The sequence below is a fragment of the Streptomyces sp. NPDC048057 genome (assembly GCF_040653095.1).
In the GTDB taxonomy this organism is placed as follows: domain Bacteria; phylum Actinomycetota; class Actinomycetes; order Streptomycetales; family Streptomycetaceae; genus Streptomyces.
The window spans coordinates 99531-119913 of the sequence record NZ_JBEZNF010000030.1 but is presented as its reverse complement, the minus strand read 5'-3'; the positions used below and the strand labels follow the sequence as shown (position 1 = coordinate 119913).

The window sequence follows — 20383 nt, the reverse complement described above, 5'->3', positions numbered from 1 at the left end:
CAACTCACCCCGGAGCCGCTCAACATCCCCCAGCTTCACACCACAAAGATGCCCACCACCAAGCAAGATCACTCAAGATAACGAAGCACTACTAGCCGCCGGAGGGGCGTTCGGTCACCGCACGGGACTGCGGTCTGGTGACCGGGCGCCCCTCCTCCGTTTGCCTTCGGTACCGAACTCCTTCGTACCCCTTTCGGGTTCTCCCACCGAGTGTCGTTTTATGACCGCTTCGTTTGGGTCCTGGATGATATGCGCACTATCGCGTCATGTGTTATCGGGAGCCGAAGGGGTTCGCAGGATGAGTACCGTCTCCGCACCGTCGTCACCCCCCGGCCGTAGCGGCCTTGACGGGTTCGACGTCGTACGCCGTGGATACCGCCCGGAGGAGGCCGACGCCCACCTGGCGACGCTCTCGGACGACCGGGACGCCGCCTGGGAGCGCGCCGCGCGCCTCACCGTCCTCGCCCGGCAGATGGAGGCGGAGGCGGCCCGGCTGCGCGAGGTCGTCGCCGGGCTCGGCCCCCAGACGTACGAGGCGCTGGGCGGGCGGGCCCGGGAGCTGCTGGCGCTCTCCTGGGAGGAGGCCGACCACGTGCGCACGGCCGCCCGCGACGACGCGCAGGCGCAGGCCGACGCGGCCGAGGCGCACGGGCAGCGCCTGCGCGACGCCGCCCGGGAGCAGGCCGAAGCGGACCGCGCAGCCGCCGACGCGTACGCCGAGCGGCTGCTGTCCGGCGCGCGCGAACGCGGCGGCGCGGCCCTGATGGAGGCGCGTCGCGAGGCGGCCGACCACCGCGCCGCGGCGCTCGCCGAGTGGCAGGAGACGCGCCACCGCGCCGAGGACATGCTCGCCGGTCTGGAGGCCGAGCAGTCCGACCGCTGGCAGTCCGCCGAACGCGCCGCGCAGGAGCGGCTGACCGCCCTGGACGCCCGGTGCGCGGACGCCGCCGCGCGCGCGGAAGCACTGCTCGTCGACGCCGAGCACGAGCTGGCGGAGGCGGAGAAGTACGCACGCCACCTCCAGGACGACGCCGATACTCAGGCGGCCGAGGCGCTTTCGGCGGCGCGGGCGGAGGAGGAGCGCACGGAGCGCGAGACGGAGCGGGTGCTGCGGGAGCACGAGGAGGCGCGCGAAGAGGTCCAGGACCACATGGCGCACGTACGGAACAGCCTGGTGGCGCTGACGGCGGGACGGGTCGCGGCCGAGCCGACGCCGCCGGTTGCGGCGGCGGTGGCGGCGGCCGTCCACGCCGCCCCTGCGGAGCCCGCGGCGGCACCCGCGCCCGAGTCCCAGCCCCCCGACCCCACCGACCGCGACGCGCCCACGTCGTAGGGCCTTTCCGGCTGCCGGTGCCTCGGCGTGCGCAGCAGCGCCGTCATTGCCTGCGCGGCGCTGGCGCCTGCGGCCCGGTGGTGGGCTTGTCGCGCAGTTCCGCCCCCTCGGCCCCAGAGGGCCTGGGGGAACCCCCAGCGCCCCTGTTTCGCTTCCCGTCACTTGTCTGCGGGCTGGGGCGGAGGTCTTCAGGGGCGCTGGGGGTACCACCACGCCCCTGGGCGTAGGGGGCGGAACTGCGCGCTGAGCCACAGACGGGCGCGCAGTGGCATGACTCCCGGGGGGAAGCGGCGAGGTTGTTGAGGGGCGCTGGGGTACCACCACACCCCTGGGCGTAGGGGGCGGAACTGCGCGACAAGCCCACCACCGGGCCGCGGGGACCAGCGCTCCCGCAGGGTTACGGCGGCTGTGTCCAGACGCGCGGGGGAGCGCGAGTCGTGGCAACGGGGCAGGGCGGGCGGGGGAACCCCGAGAGGGGGCTCCACCCGGGGGTGGAGACCCCTAGGGGCATCTCCCTAGAACTGCCCGGGAGACGTTCGTTCGGAGGGACGACGAGCTGACCGGGGGTGACTCCCTACGGTGTTTGTTGCGGGGGCGGTTCGCAGGAGTTCGCAGCTGGGGCGGCCGGCGGTGCGCTCCCCGACTCCGGCACGGGGGATCGGAGCCGGGGAGTGCGGGGGCGGGCCCCACCGGGGGGTGGGGTAAACCCCCGCCCCAAGACGGTGACCCGCACCAGCGCGCCGACCGGGGTCCCGCGGACAGACTTTTCACCGATGCGTGAGCAGCTCTGCCTTCGAGCGCGACAGACGAGACCGACATAGGAGACTCACCGTGACAACGGCTACGACCATTCCGCCCCACGGGGCCACCGGAGGGCGCACGGCCGTCGCGGCGCGCGGTCGGCAGATCGTGAAGGCGTACGGCTCGGGCGAGACGCGCGTCGTCGCCCTCGACCACGTCGACGTGGACATCGCCCGCGGGCAGTTCACCGCCATCATGGGCCCCTCGGGCTCCGGCAAGTCCACCCTGATGCACTGCCTCGCCGGGCTCGACACGGTGACCTCCGGTCAGATCTACCTCGACGACACCGAGATCACCTCGCTCAAGGACAAGAAGCTCACCCAGCTCCGCCGGGACCGCATCGGCTTCATCTTCCAGGCGTTCAACCTGCTGCCCACGCTCAACGCCCTGGAGAACATCACGCTCCCCATGGACATCGCGGGCCGCAAGCCCGACGGCGCCTGGCTGAACCGGGTGGTGGAGACCGTCGGCCTCGCCGGGCGGCTCAAGCACCGTCCCACCCAGCTCTCCGGCGGTCAGCAGCAGCGCGTCGCCGTGGCCCGTGCGCTGGCCGCGCAGCCCGCGATCATCTTCGGCGACGAGCCCACCGGGAACCTGGACTCCAGAGCCGGTGCCGAGGTCCTCGGCTTCCTGCGGCGCTCCGTGGACGAGCTGGGGCAGACCATCGTCATCGTCACCCACGACCCGGTCGCCGCCGGCTACTCCGACCGCGTCCTGTACCTCGCGGACGGCCGCATCGTCGACGAGATGTACCGGCCCACGGCCGAGGCCGTGCTCGACCGCATGAAGGACTTCGACGCCCGGGGGCGTACGTCGTGACCGTCTTCCGCACCTCCCTGCGCAACTTCTTCGCGCACAAGGGCCGCATGGCGCTCTCCGCGATAGCGGTCCTGCTCTCCGTCGCCTTCGTCTGCGGCACCCTGGTGTTCACCGACACCATGAACACCACCTTCACCAAGCTCTTCGCCTCCACCACGCCCGACGTCACCGTCCAGCCCAAGGAGTCGGCGGACGACGTGGAGGACGACGGGGCCACCGGCCGGCCCCCGACCATGCCGGCGTCGGTGGTCGAGCAGATCCGTTCGGCGGACGGCGTCGCCTCCGCCGCCGGCGGGGTGAACAGCACCAGCGTCACCGTCGTCAACGCCGACAACGACAACGTCGGCGCCACCTCAGGCGCGCCCACCATCGCGAGCAACTGGGCCGAGAGCGACCTCAAGATGTTCGAGGTCACCTCGGGCAACACCCCGCGCGGTCCCACGGACGTGATGGTCGACAAGGACACCGCAGAGAAGCACGACCTCAAGCTCGGCGACGAGCTGCGCACCATCACCGTCGGCGGTGACTTCACCGCCAAGATCAGCGGCATCGCCTCCTTCAAGGTCACCAACCCCGGTGCGGCCGTCGTCTTCTTCGACACCGCCACCGCGCAGCGCCAACTGCTCGGCAAGGAAGGCCTGTTCACCTCGGTCGCGGTGACCGGTGCGGACGGCGTCGCGGACAAGCAGCTCAAGGCGAACGTCGCGAGCGCGCTCGGCGCCCCGTACAAGCTCCAGACCGCCAAGGAGGCCGCCGACGCCTCCCGCGAGGAGCTGGGCTCCTTCCTGAACGTGATGAAGTACGCGATGCTCGGCTTCGCCGGGATCGCCCTCCTCGTCGGCATCTTCCTGATCGTCAACACCTTCTCGATGCTGGTCGCCCAGCGCACCCGGGAGATCGGGCTGATGCGGGCCATCGGCTCCAGCCGCCGCCAGGTCAACCGCTCCGTGTTGCTGGAGGCGCTGCTGCTCGGCGTCGTCGGCTCCGTCGCGGGCGTCGCCGCCGGCGTCGGCCTCGCGGTCGGCCTGATGGAGCTGATGGGCTCCATGGGCATGAACCTCTCCACCGACGACCTCACGGTGAAGTGGACCACCCCGACCGTCGGTCTGGTGCTCGGCGTGATCGTCACCGTCGTCGCCGCGTACGTCCCGGCCCGCCGCGCCTCGAAGATCTCGCCGATGGCGGCGCTGCGCGAGAGCGGCATGCCGGCGGACGGGAAGTCCGGCTGGATCCGGGCCGCGGTCGGCCTCGTGCTCACCGCGGCGGGCACGGGCGCCCTGGTCGTCGCCGGGCGGGCCGACAAGGCCACCGAGGGCTCCATGTTCCTCGGCCTCGGCGTCCTGCTCACCCTGCTCGGCTTCATCGTCATCGGGCCGCTGCTGGCGTCCGTGGTCGTCCGCGGCCTCAGCGCCCTGGTGCTGCGGGCCTTCGGCCCCGTCGGCCGGATGGCGGAGCGCAACGCCCTGCGCAACCCGCGCCGCACCGGCGCCACCGGCGCCGCCCTGATGATCGGGCTCGCCCTGGTGGCCTGCCTCTCCGTCGCCGGTTCCTCCATGGTCGCCTCCGCGACGGAGGAGGTCGACAAGTCCGTCGGCGCCGACTTCGTCGTCCAGTCCTCCGGCGGGCAGCCCATCGTGCCGCAGGTGGCGGAGGCGATGCGCAAGACGGACGGCGTCACGCACGTCACGGAGTACCGCACCGTCGAAGCGAAGGTCACCTCCCCCGGCGGCAAGACCGACCGGGCACGCCTCACCGCGGCCGACCCGACGTACCCGAAGGACCTGCGGATCGCCACGGCCGAGGGCGAGCTGTCCGACGCCTACGGCGAGGGCGCGATCTCGGTCGGGAAGCTGTACGCGGACGAGCACGGCGTGAAGCTGGGCAGCAAGCTCACGGTCGCCTTCGTCGGCGGCAGGACCACGGAGCTCACCGTCCGGGCGATCACCGCGGACGAGTCGACGCTGGAACAGGACTCCATGTTCCTCAGCACGGCGACCGCGCGGGCGAACCTCCCGGCCGACAAGCTCCCGCAGAACCGCATGCTCTTCGCCTCGGCGCAGGACGGCCAGATGGACCAGGTGTACACGGACCTGAAGAAGGTCCTGGACGCCTATCCGCAGTACCAGGTCATGAACCAGGCCGACTTCAAGGAGGACCTGCGCGACCAGATCGGCCAGCTCCTGAACATCGTCTACGGCCTGCTGGCCCTCGCGATCATCGTCGCCGTCCTCGGCGTGGTGAACACCCTCGCCCTCTCCGTGGTCGAGCGGACCCGCGAGATCGGGCTGATGCGTGCCATCGGCCTCTCCCGCCGCCAGCTGCGCCGCATGATCCGCCTCGAATCCGTCGTCATCGCCCTCTTCGGTGCCCTGTTGGGCCTGGGGCTGGGCATGGGCTGGGGCGTCACGGCCCAGCGGCTGCTGGCCCTGGAGGGCCTGCTGGTCCTGGAGGTCCCCTGGCCCACCATCGCCACGGTCTTCGTCGGCTCGGCCTTCGTCGGCCTCTTCGCGGCGCTGGTCCCGGCGTTCCGCGCGGGCCGGATGAACGTCCTGAACGCCATCGCGACGGACTGACGGACCGAAGGACCGAAGGACCAACGGGGGACACGGGGGAGCACCGGGCCCGGCTGCCGAGCGAACGACGCTCGGCAGCCGGGCCCGGCCGTCGTACCCGGCGGTCAGCCGCCGAGCATCCCCAGGATCTGCTGGACCAGTACGAGCACCGGCGCACCGAGGTCCCCGGCGATCGCGGCCACCCCGGCGATCGCCGCCAGTGCGTTCCGCCGGTTCCGCGGATCGCCCTCGGGGGTGGCGACGGCGGGCAGCGCCGCGTCGATGGTCCGCGCCGAGGACGCGGACCGGGGTGCCGAGGCGCGGGGAGGCCGGGGGCCGTGCCGTGCTCCGCGGGCGATCCCCGGGCAGGGTGAGGACCCGTGCACCGAGCGTGGCCGATCCCCGTCGTCGAGCGCGCGGGGTCCAGGGGCGCGGGCGTACGCTGGGGGGATCCCCGGCCCGCGCGACGTGCCGGGCCGTTCGTGTTGCCCGCACACGCTTCGCTTCACCGGGATGGAACGCCTCTCATGAGTCTGCACGGTCTGCTGGACGCCGTCGTACGTGACCCCGCGCTCACCGAGGCCGTGCAGGCCGCCCGGGGTGCGGCGCGCCGGCACGTCGACCTGGTCGGGCCGGCCGCGGCGCGGCCGTTCGCCGTGGCCGGGATCGCCCGGGACAGCGGGCGGACCGTGTTGGCGGTCACCGCCACCGGGCGGGAGGCCGAGGACCTGGCCGCCGCCCTCAGGTCGCTGCTGCCCGAGGACTCCGTCGTCGAGTACCCGGCCTGGGAGACCCTGCCGCACGAGCGGCTCTCGCCCCGCTCCGACACCGTCGGCCGTCGGCTCGCGGTGCTGCGCCGGCTGGCGCACCCCTCCGCGGACGACCCCGCCGCCGGACCCGTGTCCGTCGTCGTCGCGCCGATCAGGTCCGTGCTCCAGCCGCAGGTCAAGGGGCTCGGCGAACTGGTGCCGGTGGCCGTGCGCACCGGTGAGCAGGCCGATCTGAACGAGATCGTCGACGCGCTCGCGGCGGCCGCGTACTCCCGGGTCGAGCTGGTCGAAAAGCGCGGCGAGTTCGCGGTGCGCGGCGGCATCCTCGACGTGTTCCCGCCCACCGAGGAGCATCCGCTGCGGGTGGAGTTCTGGGGCGACGACGTCGAGGAGATCCGTTACTTCAAGGTCGCCGACCAGCGCTCCCTGGAGGTCGCCGAGCACGGGCTGTGGGCGCCGCCCTGCCGGGAGCTGCTGCTCACGCCCGAGGTCCGGGAGCGGGCCGCCGCGCTCGCCGAGGCCCACCCCGAGCTGGGCGAACTGCTCCACAAGATCGCCGAGGGCATCGCCGTCGAGGGCATGGAGTCCCTCGCGCCCGCCCTCGTCGACGACATGGAACTCCTCCTCGACGTGCTTCCCGACGGCGCCATGGCGCTGGTGTGCGACCCGGAGCGGGTGCGGACCCGCGCCGCGGACCTCGTCGCCACCTCGCAGGAGTTCCTCCAGGCGTCGTGGGCGGCCACCGCCGGCGGGGGAAAGGCGCCGATCGACCTGGACGCCGCCTCGCTGTGGGGCATCGCCGACGTCCGCGACCGCGCCCGCGAGCTGGACGTGATGTGGTGGTCGGTGGCGCCGTTCGCCGCCGACGAGGAACTGTCCGACGACACCCTCAAGCTCGGCATGCACGCCCCCGAGGCGTACCGCGGCGACACCGCCCGGGCCCTCGCCGACACCAAGGGCTGGCTCGCCGACGGCTGGCGCACCGTCTTCGTCACCGAGGCCCACGGCCCCGCCGCCCGCACCGTCGAGGTGCTCGGCGGCGAGGGCGTCCCCGCCCGCCTCGACGCCGACCTCGCCGAGATCTCCCCGGCCCTCGTCCACGTCGCCTGCGGCTCCATCGACTACGGCTTCGTCGACCCCGGCCTCAAGCTCGCCGTCCTCACCGAGACCGACCTCTCCGGGCAGAAGGCCGCCGGCAAGGACGGCCGGCGGATGCCCACCCGCCGCCGCAAGACGATCGACCCGCTGACCCTGGAGACCGGCGACTACATCGTCCACGAGCAGCACGGCGTCGGCCGCTACATCGAGATGGTGCAGCGCACCGTCCAGGGCGCCACCCGCGAGTACCTGGTGGTCGAGTACGCGCCCGCCAAGCGCGGCCAGCCCGGCGACCGGCTGTACATCCCCACCGACCAGCTGGAGCAGATCACCAAGTACGTCGGCGGCGAGGCCCCGACCCTGCACCGGCTCGGCGGCGCGGACTGGACGAAGACCAAGGCGCGCGCGAAGAAGGCCGTCAAGGAGATCGCCGCCGACCTGATCAAGCTGTACTCGGCCCGGATGGCCGCCCCCGGCCACGCCTTCGGCGCGGACACGCCCTGGCAGCGAGAGCTGGAGGACGCCTTCCCGTACGCCGAGACCCCCGACCAGCTCTCCACGATCGCCGAGGTCAAGGAGGACATGGAGAAGGCGATCCCGATGGACCGGCTGGTCTGCGGCGACGTCGGTTACGGCAAGACGGAGATCGCGGTGCGGGCCGCCTTCAAGGCCGTCCAGGACGGCAAGCAGGTCGCCGTCCTCGTTCCCACCACCCTCCTCGTGCAACAGCACTTCGGCACCTTCTCCGAGCGCTACTCGCAGTTCCCGGTGAACGTCCGGGCCCTGTCCCGCTTCCAGTCCGACACCGAGTCGAAGGCGACCCTGGAGGGGCTGAAGGAGGGCTCGGTCGACATCGTCATCGGCACCCACCGGCTGTTCGCGTCCGAGACCAAGTTCAAGGACCTCGGCCTGGTGATCGTCGACGAGGAGCAGCGCTTCGGCGTCGAGCACAAGGAGCAGCTGAAGAAGCTGCGGGCCAACGTGGACGTGCTCACCATGTCCGCGACGCCCATCCCGCGCACCCTGGAGATGGCGGTCACCGGCATCCGCGAGATGTCCACCATCACCACCCCGCCCGAGGAGCGGCACCCCGTGCTGACCTTCGTCGGCCCGTACGAGGAGAAGCAGATCGGCGCCGCGATCCGCCGGGAACTGCTGCGCGAGGGCCAGGTCTTCTACATCCACAACCGGGTGGAGTCCATCGACCGGGCGGCGGCCCGGCTGCGCGACATCGTGCCCGAGGCGCGGATCGCCACCGCCCACGGCCAGATGTCGGAGAACGCCCTGGAGCAGGTCGTCGTCGACTTCTGGGAGAAGAAGTTCGACGTGCTCGTCTCCACCACGATCGTGGAGTCCGGCATCGACATCTCCAACGCGAACACGCTGATCGTGGAGCGCGGCGACAACTTCGGCCTGTCCCAGCTGCACCAGCTCCGCGGCCGGGTCGGCCGCAGCCGGGAGCGGGGGTACGCGTACTTCCTCTACCCGCCGGAGAAGCCGCTCACCGAGACCGCGCACGAGCGGCTGGCCACCATCGCCCAGCACACCGAGATGGGCGCGGGCATGTACGTCGCCATGAAGGACCTGGAGATCCGCGGCGCGGGCAACCTCCTCGGCGGCGAACAGTCCGGCCACATCGCGGGCGTCGGCTTCGACCTGTACATCCGGATGGTCGGCGAGGCGGTCGCGGACTACCGGGCCTCGCTGGAGGGCGGCGTGGAGGAGGAGCCGCCGCTGGAGGTCAAGATCGAGCTGCCGGTCGACGCGCACGTGCCGCACGACTACGCGCCCGGCGAGCGGCTGCGCCTCCAGGCGTACCGCGCCATCGCCTCCGTGAACACGGAGGACGACGTCAAGGCGGTGCGCGAGGAGCTGACCGACCGCTACGGCAAGCTGCCGGAGCCGGTGGAGAACCTGCTCCTGGTCGCCGGCCTGCGGATGCTCGCGCGCGCCTGCGGGGTGTCCGAGATCGTGCTCCAGGGCAACAACATCCGCTTCGCGCCGGTGGAGCTGCGGGAGTCCCAGGAGCTCCGGCTGAAGCGCCTCTACCCGCGCACGGTCATCAAGCCCGCGGTCAACCAGGTGCTGGTGCCCCGCCCGACCAGCGGCCAGATCGGCGGCAAGCCGGTCGTGGGCCGCGAGCTGCTCTCCTGGACGGGCGAGTTCCTCACCACGATCCTCGGCGGCTAGGGTCCTGTTGCGGGGCGCGGTCCCGCCGTGCGGCGGGCTGTGCTGTGGCGTCTGCGGCCACGTGCCACGGCGTCACCGCGCCTGCCCGCGCCCCGAGCCAACGGCGGCGCACGCCCAGCGGCGGGCGTGGGGGAGGGCCCCACGGGGCACCGCTACGCGCCCCGCGGCACCTCCTCGTACGCCCCGGGGCGCGCGGTGAGCACGCAGCGCAGCCGGTGCACCCCCTTGCGCCACTCCACCGCGTCCTCCCCCTCCCACAACTCCACCAGTTCGGAGCCCTCTTCGACGACCCGGTCGAGCGCCCGGACGGCGAGGGGGCGCAGGCCGGGGCCGAAGACCGGCAGGGGCTGCTTCGGGCCGTAGTTCGGATTGACGGTCTCGCCGTCGGGGCACTGCGCGGCGACGAGCGCGGCGGCGGCCACCGCCTGGTCCCCCTCGTGGCTGTCGAGGAAGTCGGGGGCGGCGACCTCCAACGCGCGTATCAACGTGGACCGCACGATCGCCTCCCGCTCACCGGGCGCGGCGTCGTCCAGCCGCCCGGCGAAGTCGGCGGCGGAGTCGTTGTCGAACGGTCCGGTGTCCCAGGTCCCCATTGCTGTCCCTCCCGAGGTGTCTCCCACCCCCGATGGTGGCACGGCCCGCTGACACCTCGAACCCGCAGGGACCGACCGGTCCACCGGGGGGTACGCGCCCGTGCGGACCGGTGCCCGCGACCGCCCGCGGTGTGCGCCCCACGCACCCCCGGACGTCGTACTGCGCCCACCGACCCCACCGCCCCCAGCAGCGCCACCAGGGCGCACACCGCCGGCCAGCCGCCCGCGCCGTACGCCCGCACCCCGAGCCAGGAGCCCGCCGCGCCGCCCAGGTAAGCGAGGGTCATGTACGCGGTGTTCAGCCGGGCGCGTGCGTCCGGGCGCAGGGCGAAGACGCGGGCCTGGTTGGCGATGGTGCCCGCCTGGAGCGCCAGGTCCAGCAGGAGCGTGCCGACGACCAGCGCGGCCAGGCCCGTCGGACCGCCCGCGCCGCCGGGGACGAGCAGCGCGGCGGAGAGGACGGTCGCGAGCAGCGCGCCGCGGGTCACCGCGTCCGGGCCGTGCCGGTCGACCAGCCGGCCGGCGAGCGGTGCGACGCCCATCGTCACGGCGCCGACCAGCGCCAACACCCCGACGGCCTGGGCCCCGAGCCCGTACGTCGGCCCGGTCAGCAGCAGCGCCGCGCACGTCCACACCGCTGAGAACGCGCCGAACACGGCCGCTTGGTGGCGGCAGGAGCGGCGCAGTTCCGGCTCGGTGCGCAGCAGCCGCAGAGCTTCGGCCACCAGCGCGGGGTACGCCTGTCGCGTCGCCGCGGCGGTGGCCGGAGCCGTACGGAAGAGGGCGACGGCGAGCAGCGCCACCAGCCCCGCCGCGACGAGGTAGGGCATCCGCCACCCCGCCGCCTCGCCGAGCGCGCCCCCGAAGGCGCGGGCCAGCAGCATGCCGCCGATGGAGCCGCTGAGCAGGGTGCCCATGACCGCGCCGACCCGGTCCGCGGGCCCGAGCCCGGCCGCCATCGGCCCGATGACCTGCGCGGCCACGGTGGTGAGGCCCACCAGCGCACAGGCGGCGACGAGGACGGGCAGGGTGGGTGCGCTGCCGGCGGCGAGCAGTCCGACGGCGGTGGTCGCGAGCAGGGCGACGAGCAGCGGGCGGTGGGCGAACCGGTCGCCGAGCGGCACCACCAGCAGGATGCCTGCGGCGTAGCCGAGTTGGGTCGCCGTCACGATCAGGGAAACCGCGTCTGCCGAAGCCGCCAGGTCCGCCGCGACCAGCGGCACGAGCGCCTGCGGGAAGTACACGTTCCCGACGGCCACGGCGCAGGTCAGCGCCAGCAGGAGGAGGGTGCGGCGGCTGAGTCCGACGGGCGCGCTCGAACGGTCCGGAGCAGGAGTCATGCACAGCAGTGCACGACGGGGGAGCGCGGCCGGCCAATGGATGTAGCGTATTGCTTAATGATCAGTTTCGAGCTCGGGGTCGACGACCTCGCGGACACCCGGTTCGCGCTCTCGCCCCTGAGCGAGGTGATGCTGAGCCTGCGGGTGCTCCAGGACCCGGGCCTGTCGGCGCTGCACCTGCCGTGGCGCAGGGCGGTGCTGGCGCAGTTGCGCGTACGGGAACAGCCGCGGGGTCCGGTGGAGCCGCTGGACACCGCCCTGTTGATGGCGCTGGTCGCGCGGCGGCGCACGCTGCCGGACTTCCTCACTCCGCGGCCGGCGACCTTCGCTCCCGCCGTCGACGACGAGCTGGCCCGGGTGCGGGCGACCCCGCCGGACGTGGTGCTGCGCGACCTGGTGGCCGCGCACGCGCCGGACCCGCTGCCCGAACCGCTGCGGGCCCTTGCGGCAGACGGCGGACACGACGCGGTGGCCCGGCTTCGGGACGCCGTCTGCGCGCTGCTGCGACAGTACTGGGACGTGGCCCTGGCGCCGCACTGGCCGCGGATGCGGCTGCTGCTGGAGGCCGACATGACGTACCGGGCGCGGCAGTCGGCCAAGGGCGGGGCGCGGCTGCTCTTCGCCGACGTGCATCCGAACCTGCGGTGGAGCGATGGAGTGCTGCACGTCAGCGGGGTGCGGGGCGCGTACCGCAGCGCGGCGGCGGGGCGCGGGCTGCTGCTGGTGCCTTCGGTCTTCGCGCACAAGCCGGCGCCCCCGGTGGGTCCCGACGAGCCGCCGCTCCTCTTCTACCCGAGTAGGGGGGTGGGGACCTTGTGGACCGCGGCGGACGGTGGGCCGCCCGGCGCGGGGGCTGCGCCGTCCGAGGCGCTGGTGGCGCTGATCGGGCCGCCCCGGGCGCGGCTCTTGGCGCTCCTCGAAGAGCCGTTGCCGACGGCGGAACTCGCCCGCCGGCTGCGGGTGACCCCGAGCGCGGTCTCCCAGCACCTGCGGGTGCTGTACGGGTCGGGGCTGGCGAACCGGGTGCGCGACGGGCGGTCGGTGCTCTACCGGCGCAGCGCCCTGGGCGACCGCCTGCTCGACGGTCCCGGGCGCTGAGTGCGCGACGGCGCGGGGTGCGACCGCTCCCCTGTGGCGGTCCCGCCCCGCGCCGTCGCGGTGTCCTTCCGTGGGCCCCGGACGGCCCGTACGTCTCAGACGCTCTTGCGGGCGCCCTGTTCCAGCTTCTCCATGTCGAGGACCTTGTCCGGCGAGGGCACCGTCGGCAGGGGTGCGGTGCCGAAGTTGGACAGGGTCAGCGTCTCCATCTCGGCGTCCTTGCTGGGGTCCGTCACCTTGAGGAGGTACGGCTTGCCCTCGCTGGCTATGTAGCCGGTGTCACCGGAGGAGTCCACGAACGGGATGGCCTTCTTCCCGTTGACCACGGTTTCCTCGCCCCGGCGCATCGTTTCGGCCCCGCCGCCCGAGCCGGAGGTGTCCTCCTTCAGCTCCTTGAACATCTTGTCCAGGTCGCAGAACTCGGCCATCTCCTTCATGTCCGGGTCGGAGGAGGAGCCCTTCATCCACTTGCCGCGGAAGAGCTTGAGCACGGGGTCCGCCTCGGCCTTCGGCGTGCCCGGCGGCACCATCTGGGTGCGGAGCATCTTCTCGTCGGGCTTGAGGTAGACGTCCTTGCCGATGACGGCGAGGTCCATCGTCCCCTTGCCCTCGAAGGTGAACGCCGCCAGGCACTGGCCCGTGTCGTGGATCGACATCTCGCCCGTCATGCGCCCCTTGAGGTCGGGGTCGTCCATCATGCCGTCGAATCCGATGGTCACGGACGAGACGGCGGTGGTGACCCGCACCGCCTCCGTCACGACCTCGTCGTCGGACTTGCCGCCGAAGGGGTCGTTCGCCCCGCCGCCCGACGAGGACTTCTCCGACGGGGTCGGCGAACCGTCCGGGCTCCCGGTGCCCTTCGCGTCGTCGGTGCCCTTGGCGCCGTCGGACTGAGCGGCTTCCGCGGCGGCCTTCGCGCCGCCGGCCTTGTCCTCGCCGCAGGCGGTCGCGGTCAGCGCGAGCGCGGAGAGCAGGGCCACGGCCGCGGCCTGGCGGCGGCGGGGGCGGGTGATCACTGACATGCGTTACTCCGAGTGTGCTGCTGATGAGTGACGGGAGCGTCAGACGGGCAGCTCCCACTGCACCGGGCCGTAGTCGAACCCGGGGGAGACCTCGACGGTGAGGTTCTTGGCGTCGGCGGGCGAGGAGAAGCCGAAGGTGACCGTGGCCTTCTTGCCGGGGGCGACGTTGCCGTCGAAGCCCATGCCGACCGCGTCGTCGTAGATCTTCTCCGCGGTGACGCCGTCGGCTCCCGCGCGGGCGTCGACGATCGTCAGGACGGTGTCGAAGCTCTTGGTCCCGGTGTTCTCCAGCGAGACGGTGACCTTGTACGCCTTGTTGCCCGAGGCGTGGCCCGCCGCGTACTCGCCGGGGGTGAACTTCTTCGCTTCCGTAACGGTGACCTTGAGGCCGTCGTCGTAGGAGGCGGTGTCACCGGGCGCGTACGCCTCACCGGCACCGGATCCGTCACCGTCGCCGCCCCCCTTCCCCTTCTTCCCCTTGCCCTTCTTCCCCTTGTCCTTTCCGCCCTTGCCGTCCTTGTCGTCGAGCCCGGGCTCCTGGGGAGCGGTGGCCTCGTCGATGGACTTGTCGAGCTCGTCCACGGCGTCGTTGGTGATCTGGACCGTGAGGATCGCGCCCACGACGCCGAGGACCATCGCGACGCCGCCGATGATCGAACCGGCGGTGGCGGAGCGACCGTTCGACGCCTCGCCGCGCTTGGCGCGCCCGCGTCCGACCAGACCGAGGATGAGGGCGAGGAGCCCGAGCGTACCCCCAAGCCAGAAGACGAAGGGTATTGGGCCGGTGATAAGGCCGATGATCCCGAGGATCAGGGCCGCGGTGCCGAGGCCGTTGCGCAGCGGGACGCGGTGACCGCCGCCCGGGCCGCCGGGCCCGCCGTGGCCGGTGGGGCCGCCGGTCCCGGGGGGAGTGCCGCCGGCGCCCGGCTCCCAGTGCGGCTGGGTGGCGGCGGCTGCGGCCTGCGGTTCGCCGTAGGGCGCGGCGCCGTGCTGTGCGTCACCGCCGGTCCCGTACTGCTGCGGCGGGTTGCCGCCGCCGTACTGGGGCGAGTTGCCGTACGGGGGCTGCGATGAGTGGGACATGGAGCTGTCCTCCCGGACATGAGGGTGACGGTGCGACGTCGTCGTTCTGCGTTGTTCTGGGTGCTGAGGCGGCTCTTCCGATGGGACGTCGCGTTCTGTGTCTACGTGGTGTGGTCGGTGCGGGACACCCGCTCCGTGAAGAGCCTCGACAATAAGAACAGAGGCTGTGAACCGAGTCAACATCAATCACGCCGTGAACTGTTACGTGCACTGTGAATCGGTCTCTCCGGCGTGGGCCGGTATCATCGGCGCCACAGGCGACCGGCTGCGGAACGGGACGTGCGGGGCATCGGCGGCACCCGGGCAGCAGCGGTTCACACACCAGGGAGGCGGTCAGTGCCAGAGAGCGCTAGCGAGGTCACCGCGGCCGGAATCGCCCGGCTCGCGGGAGTCGGGCGGGCCGCGGTCAGCAACTGGCGGCGGCGCCACGCCGACTTCCCCAAACCCGTCGGCGGCACCGAGACCAGCCCGTCCTTCGCCCTCAGCGACGTCGAGCGCTGGCTGCGCGATCAGGGCAAGCTCGCCGAGGTCCCGCTGCGCGAACGGGTCTGGCAGCAACTCGCCGACAGCCCCGCCACCGCCGCCACCACCCTCACCCGCGCCGGCTTCGCCCTCCTGCTGCTGCGCGAGAGGCCCAGCACCTGGCAGGAGCTGACGGCCCGCCCCGACGAGCGCATGGCCGAACTGCTGCCCACCGCCGTGGAACAGGTCGCCAGCGCCCGCTTCGGCGACGACCGGCACGCCCTGCTTGCCGGCACCGGCCCCACCCCCCGCCAGGCGATCCCCTTCCTGCGCTCCGTCGGGGAACTCGCCGACGAACTCGGCCCCCGCCAGACGTACGAGTTCCTGTTCGGCCGCTTCCTCGACGCCAACATCCGCCAGTACACGCTCACCCCGCCCGGACCCGCCGCCCTGATGGCCGCCCTCGCCGCGCCCCCGCAGGCCGCCGCGGCGACCGTCCTGGACCCGGCCGCGGGCGCCGGTACCCTGCTGCGCGCCGTCGAGCGCCCCGCCGCCCTCTACGCGCAGGAAGCCGACCCCGACCTCACCGCGCTCACCGCGCTCCGCCTCGCCCTGCACGCCGACGCCGTCAGCGCCGTCTGCGTACGCGCCCGCTCCGGCGACACCCTGCGCGCCGACGCCTTCCCCGACGTCACCGTCGACGCCGTGCTCTGCCACCCCCCGTTCAACGAGCGCAACTGGGGCCACGACGAGCTGAGCTACGACCCGCGCTGGGAGTACGGCCTGCCGGCCCGCACCGAGTCCGAACTGGCCTGGGTGCAGCACGCGCTCGCCCGGCTGCGCCCCGGCGGCACCGCCGTCCTGCTGATGCCGCCCGCCGCCGCCTCCCGCCGCTCCGGCCGCCGCATCCGCGCCGGACTGCTGCGCCGCGGCGCGCTGCGGGCCGTCATCGCCCTGCCCGCCGGCGCCGCCCCGCCGTACGGCATCCCGCTCCACCTGTGGGTGCTCCGCAAGCCGGAGGCCGGCCAACTGCCGCCGCCCGAAGTGCTCTTCGTCGACACCGCGGACCTCAGCGGCGCCGGCGGCGGACGCGACCGCCTCGACTGGCAGACCGTGCAGAGCGCGGTCCTCGACGCCTGGCTCGCCTTCAGCAGCGCCGACGGACCCGCCCCGACCCCCGGCGCACCGCAGCCCGGGCGCACCGGCGTCAGCCGCGCCGTCCCCGTCATCGAACTCCTCGACGACGACGTGGACCTGGCCCCCGCCCGCCACGTGCCGCCCGCCGCGACCGGCGGCGACGTGGCCGAGCTGGAACGCGTACGGGCCAAGCTCACCGAGACCCTGCGGCTCACCGGCGAACTCGCGCCCGCGCCCGCCGCCGGCACCGCCGAGCGCGCGGTGTGGCCCACCACCACCGTCGGCGAACTCGCCCGCGCCCACGCCCTGTCGCTGCGCGCCGGCACCACCACCGCCGTGCCCGCCCCGTCGTCCCCCGCGCCCGCCCGGCCCGCGCCCCGGGACGCCGTCCTCACCGAGCAGGACGTCCTCGCCGGCGCCCCGCCGACCGGCGCCCTGCCCGACGCCCCGGACGACGACCCCGTACGCCTCGAAGCCGGCGACGTCGTCGTGCCCGTGCTCGGCGGCGGCACCGTGGTCCGCGTCGTCGACGAGCGCGACGCCGGCGCGGCCCTCGGCCGCAACCTCCATCTGCTGCGCCCCGATCCGCAGGCGCTCGACCCCTGGTTCCTCGCCGGCTTCCTGCGCGGCACCGCCAACACCCGCCAGGCCAGCAGCTATGCGTCCACCGCCACCCGGCTCGACGTCCGCCGCCTCCAACTGCCCCGGCTGCCACTGGCCGACCAGCGCCGCTACGGCGCCAACTTCCGCGCACTGGCGGCCTTCGAGGACGCCCTGCGGCTCGCGGGCCGGTTGGGCGAGCAGTTGGTGCAGGGGTTGTACGACGGCCTCACGGAGGGGACGGTCAGACCGGACCGGTGATTCCGGGCCCCGCGTGATCGGTGACGTACCGTACGGCGGGTCCGGCCAACCCTTGAGCCAGGGCCTGTCTTACGGATCTTGCTGGGCTCGCGTGCCCTGGCACCGTGCCTCTCCGCGTTGTCGTCGGTCACCTACGGCCCCCTACGCCCGGAGGGCGTGGGGGGACCCCCACCGTGTAGCCTCCCTCCTCCGCCTTGAGATCCACGGCACCAAACCACGCTCCCTCATCCAGCCTGATCCGTAAGACAGGCCCTGGACCGCTTGTCGGTGTATACGCTCATCCGTACTCTGCAGACCCCAGGTTCACCAGGAGCAGGAATGCACGGCCCCGGCTATGCCCCACCGCGCCAAGGTCCGCCACCGGGCGCTGTGATCGTGCTCGTGCGCGTGCTGTTCCTGGCCCTGTCCGTGTTGTCCTGCGGCCTCGGTGCCTGGGCCGCCATGCTGCGGGTCGCACAGCTGCGCCGCCGACCGGTCGACTGGATCCTCTTCGTCGCCAGCCTCGCCCTCGCCGTCTTCCTCGTGGTGGCGATCGGGGCCTGGGGCTCGGAGACCGAGCCGGACGCCAACGGTGAGACGGAGCCGACGAACACGGTCGACATCGTGGTGATCGTCGGGCTGCTCTCCCTGGGCTTCGGCGCCGCCGTCCACTATCTGATCGTCGACATCCGGCACTACGACCGCCGTCGGGGCGCGGCACACCCGGCGGGGCCGGCGGCGAGCGGCCCCGGCGGCTACGGCCCGCCGCCCGTCACCCCGTCCGTCACGCCGGGATATGGCTATCCACCTGCGCACCCGGCCCCGGGCGCGGGTGCTTCGCCGGCCCCCGGGTACGGCTATCCGCCCGTGCACACCCCGCCGCCCGCGTATCCGCAGCCGCAACGACTCCCACACCCGGCGCAGCACCAACAGGTCACCCAGACGCACCCGCCGACCCAGATATCCCAGCAGCCGCTCCAGCCGCCGCAACCGCCGAGCCCACCGCAGTCGCCGCCGCAGCAACAACAGCCGGGTGCGCCGGACAAGCCCCGCATCGACCAGGTCCGCGCCGAACTCGACGAGCTCAGTGACTACCTCCGCAAGGAGCAGGGCCGGTGAACGGACGCGTCATCGCGGACCGCTACGAACTCTCCTCCGTCATCGGCCAGGGCGGCATGGGTCAGGTCTGGACCGCGTACGACCGACGGCTCGACCGGCGCGTCGCCGTCAAGCTGCTGCGCCCCGACCACATGGCCCACGGCACCGACGCCGCCGAGATGCGCCGCCGCTTCGTGCGCGAGTGCCGGGTCACCGCCCAGGTCACCCACCCCGGCCTGGTCACCGTCCACGACGCCGGCAGCGACGGCGACGACCTCTACCTCGTCATGCAGTACGTCGAAGGCGCCGACCTCGCCGACCACTTCGCCGAGCACGAGCCGTACCCCTGGCAGTGGACCGTCGCCGTCGCCGCCCAACTGTGCGCCGTGCTCGCCGCGGTGCACGCCGTGCCGATCGTGCACCGCGACCTCAAGCCGCGGAACGTGATGGTGAAACCGGACGGCACCGTCACCGTGCTCGACCTCGGCGTCGCCTCCGTCATCGACACCGACACCACCCGCCTCACCCACACCGGCTCGCCCATCGGCAGCCCCGCCTACATGGCGCCCGAACAGGCCATGGGCGGCGCCGTCGGCCCGTACACCGACCTGTACGCGCTCGGGGTGCTGATGCACGAACTCCTCAGCGGCAACGTGCCCTTCGCCGGCTCCACCGCGCTCGGCGTCCTCCACCGCCATCTGTACGAGTCGCCGCTCCCGGTGCGCCGGATGCGCCCGGAGGTCCCCGAGCCGCTGGAGGCCCTGGTGCTGCGGCTGCTCGCCAAGGACCCGCAGCACCGACCCTCCGGAGCGCAGGAGGTGTACGAGGCGCTGGCCCCGCTGCTGCCCCAGCGCGGCGCACCCGGCGGCCCCCTCGACCCCACGCGCCCCTTCCTGCGCCCGCACGCCCCCTGGCCCGACCGCTCCGAGGCGGTCGCCGCCCCGCCGCCGGCGGTGCCCACCCCGTCCAAGCCCGACGTGGCCGCCGCCGTCGACGAGGTCAAGCGCCTCCTCGGCGAGGGCAGCATCACCCGGGCCGTCGACGTCCTCGGCAACATCCTCCCGGCCGCCGCGGCCGAGCACGGGGAGCGCTCCCCGGTCGTCCGCATCCTGCGCAAGCAGTACGCGACGACGCTGATGGACGACGGCCAGTACCGGCGCGCCCTGCCGGAGCTGCGCCGGCTCGCCGAGGACCGCGCCGCCGAAGCGGGCCCGGCCGACCCGCAGACGCTCCAGTACCGCCACGACGCGGCCCAGTGCCTGGAACAGCTCGGCGACGCCGCCGCGGCGACCGCCGAGTACCGCGCCCTGCTGCCGTACTACGAGAACGCCGGCGACAGCACCCGCGCGTTCGACGTCCGCCACCGCATCGGCAACCTGCTGCTCGCGGTCGGCGACCACACCGGGGCGCACCGCCACCTCCAGGCGCTGCTGTACGACGCGGAGCGCACCTTCGGCCCGTACCACCAGCTCCCCGGGGAACTGCGCCGAGCGCTCGACCGCCAGCGCCAGTTCCACCCCTGAGGCACGGGAACGAGGCCGGGAAGCGACCACTCGCCGGACCCGCCATGGCGTACGCTTCCCTGGCCACAGGCGCACGTACGGAACATCCGCGGGGAGCTGGCGAGAAGATGACGGTCCGGGGCCAGCTTTTTCGATTCGCCCTGGTGGGCGGGGTCAACACCGGGACGTACTACGGGCTGTACCTGGTCCTGCTGACCCGGCTGCCCTACGTCGCCTCGCACGTCATCGCCTTCGTGCTCAGCATGATCGGCTCCTTCTTCCTCACCTCGTACTTCACCTACCGGACCCGTCCCACCTGGCGGAAGTTCCTCCTCTTCCCCCTGACGAACGCGGCGAACTTCGTCGTCACCACCACCGGCGTCTACCTGCTGGTGGGCGTCTTCGGCATGGGCAGCCGGTACGCGCCGCTGATCGCGGCGGCTGCGGCGATCCCCATCACCTTCGTCGTCTCCCGGACGATCATGCTCAGGCCGGAGCCGGGCGACGCGGGCGGCGAGCGCCAGCCGGTGGGGTCGGCCGACCGCCACTGAGCCGCGGCGGGCCGCATCTTCGGCGGCGTCGGGGTCGTTGGTTCGAATCAGTGGCGGCGAAGTGGTGGCCCGGGCACCGCGGACTGCCTACCAT

At 73.1% G+C, this 20383-nt stretch carries 14 protein-coding genes; 9 read left to right on the top strand and 5 right to left on the bottom strand.

The annotated features are described in order from the left end of the window. Positions 1-298 precede the first annotated feature (298 nt). From AB0E05_RS29810 to AB0E05_RS29800, 3 genes are all read left to right on the top strand, one after another. Positions 299-1333 (top strand): cellulose-binding protein, encoded by a 1035-nt coding sequence (locus AB0E05_RS29810; protein WP_361969093.1) that lies wholly within the window; start codon positions 299-301, stop codon positions 1331-1333. Between the two features lie 831 nt (positions 1334-2164). Then, entirely contained in the window at positions 2165-2953 is a 789-nt protein-coding gene (locus AB0E05_RS29805; protein WP_361969091.1) for an ABC transporter ATP-binding protein, read from the top strand. Then, entirely contained in the window at positions 2950-5526 is a 2577-nt protein-coding gene (locus AB0E05_RS29800) for an FtsX-like permease family protein (RefSeq protein ID WP_361969090.1), read from the top strand. The genes AB0E05_RS29805 and AB0E05_RS29800 overlap by 4 nt, the downstream gene beginning before the upstream one ends. Before the next feature lie 104 nt (positions 5527-5630). Here AB0E05_RS29800 and AB0E05_RS29795 read toward each other — a convergent pair whose 3' ends face one another. Continuing rightward, complete coding sequence (locus AB0E05_RS29795) at positions 5631-5891, bottom strand: hypothetical protein (protein ID WP_361969088.1); 261 nt, start codon at positions 5889-5891, stop codon at positions 5631-5633. A gap of 141 nt (positions 5892-6032) precedes the next feature. Between AB0E05_RS29795 and mfd the strand changes: the two genes are divergently transcribed. After that, positions 6033-9563, top strand: coding sequence for a transcription-repair coupling factor (gene mfd / locus AB0E05_RS29790; RefSeq protein ID WP_361969086.1), 3531 nt, complete (start codon positions 6033-6035; stop codon positions 9561-9563). A gap of 152 nt (positions 9564-9715) precedes the next feature. Here mfd and AB0E05_RS29785 read toward each other — a convergent pair whose 3' ends face one another. Further along, complete coding sequence (locus tag AB0E05_RS29785; protein ID WP_361969084.1) at positions 9716-10156, bottom strand: DUF4259 domain-containing protein; 441 nt, start codon at positions 10154-10156, stop codon at positions 9716-9718. After that, complete coding sequence (locus AB0E05_RS29780; RefSeq protein WP_361969082.1) at positions 10045-11496, bottom strand: MFS transporter; 1452 nt, start codon at positions 11494-11496, stop codon at positions 10045-10047. The genes AB0E05_RS29785 and AB0E05_RS29780 overlap by 112 nt, the downstream gene beginning before the upstream one ends. 57 nt (positions 11497-11553) lie before the next feature. On the opposite strand from AB0E05_RS29780, the gene AB0E05_RS29775 reads away from it, so the two are divergent. Continuing rightward, a complete protein-coding gene (locus tag AB0E05_RS29775) occupies positions 11554-12594 on the top strand; it encodes a helix-turn-helix domain-containing protein (RefSeq protein WP_361969080.1) in 1041 nt (346 codons plus the stop codon). Positions 12595-12689: 95 nt separating this feature from the next. Here AB0E05_RS29775 and AB0E05_RS29770 read toward each other — a convergent pair whose 3' ends face one another. Further along, a complete protein-coding gene (locus AB0E05_RS29770) occupies positions 12690-13616 on the bottom strand; it encodes a hypothetical protein (protein ID WP_361969078.1) in 927 nt (308 codons plus the stop codon). 39 nt (positions 13617-13655) lie between these two features. Then, positions 13656-14699 (bottom strand): DUF4352 domain-containing protein, encoded by a 1044-nt coding sequence (locus tag AB0E05_RS29765; protein WP_361969076.1) that lies wholly within the window; start codon positions 14697-14699, stop codon positions 13656-13658. A 336-nt stretch (positions 14700-15035) separates the two neighbouring features. On the opposite strand from AB0E05_RS29765, the gene AB0E05_RS29760 reads away from it, so the two are divergent. The 4 genes from AB0E05_RS29760 (at position 15036) to AB0E05_RS29745 (ending at position 20289) form a co-directional block, all read left to right on the top strand. Beyond that, positions 15036-17159: an N-6 DNA methylase gene (locus tag AB0E05_RS29760; protein WP_361969074.1), complete on the top strand. Its 2124-nt coding sequence runs from the start codon at positions 15036-15038 to the stop codon at positions 17157-17159. A gap of 381 nt (positions 17160-17540) precedes the next feature. Then, positions 17541-18257: a hypothetical protein gene (locus tag AB0E05_RS29755; RefSeq protein WP_361969072.1), complete on the top strand. Its 717-nt coding sequence runs from the start codon at positions 17541-17543 to the stop codon at positions 18255-18257. Further along, complete coding sequence (locus AB0E05_RS29750; RefSeq protein WP_361969070.1) at positions 18254-19759, top strand: serine/threonine-protein kinase; 1506 nt, start codon at positions 18254-18256, stop codon at positions 19757-19759. The genes AB0E05_RS29755 and AB0E05_RS29750 overlap by 4 nt, the downstream gene beginning before the upstream one ends. A gap of 107 nt (positions 19760-19866) precedes the next feature. Beyond that, complete coding sequence (locus tag AB0E05_RS29745; RefSeq protein ID WP_361969068.1) at positions 19867-20289, top strand: GtrA family protein; 423 nt, start codon at positions 19867-19869, stop codon at positions 20287-20289. Positions 20290-20383 lie beyond the last annotated feature (94 nt).

Excerpts from the sequence above, each read along its gene's own strand:
- AB0E05_RS29810 (WP_361969093.1), top strand. The coding sequence starts at position 299 with ATGAGTACCGTCTCCGCACCGTCGTCACCCCCCGGCCGTAGCGGCCTT.
- mfd (WP_361969086.1), top strand. The coding sequence starts at position 6,033 with ATGAGTCTGCACGGTCTGCTGGACGCCGTCGTACGTGACCCCGCGCTC.
- AB0E05_RS29785 (WP_361969084.1), bottom strand. The coding sequence starts at position 10,156 with ATGGGGACCTGGGACACCGGACCGTTCGACAACGACTCCGCCGCCGAC.
- AB0E05_RS29780 (WP_361969082.1), bottom strand. The coding sequence starts at position 11,496 with ATGACTCCTGCTCCGGACCGTTCGAGCGCGCCCGTCGGACTCAGCCGC.
- AB0E05_RS29775 (WP_361969080.1), top strand. The coding sequence starts at position 11,554 with ATGATCAGTTTCGAGCTCGGGGTCGACGACCTCGCGGACACCCGGTTC.
- AB0E05_RS29770 (WP_361969078.1), bottom strand. The coding sequence starts at position 13,616 with ATGTCAGTGATCACCCGCCCCCGCCGCCGCCAGGCCGCGGCCGTGGCC.
- AB0E05_RS29765 (WP_361969076.1), bottom strand. The coding sequence starts at position 14,699 with ATGTCCCACTCATCGCAGCCCCCGTACGGCAACTCGCCCCAGTACGGC.
- AB0E05_RS29745 (WP_361969068.1), top strand. The coding sequence starts at position 19,867 with ATGACGGTCCGGGGCCAGCTTTTTCGATTCGCCCTGGTGGGCGGGGTC.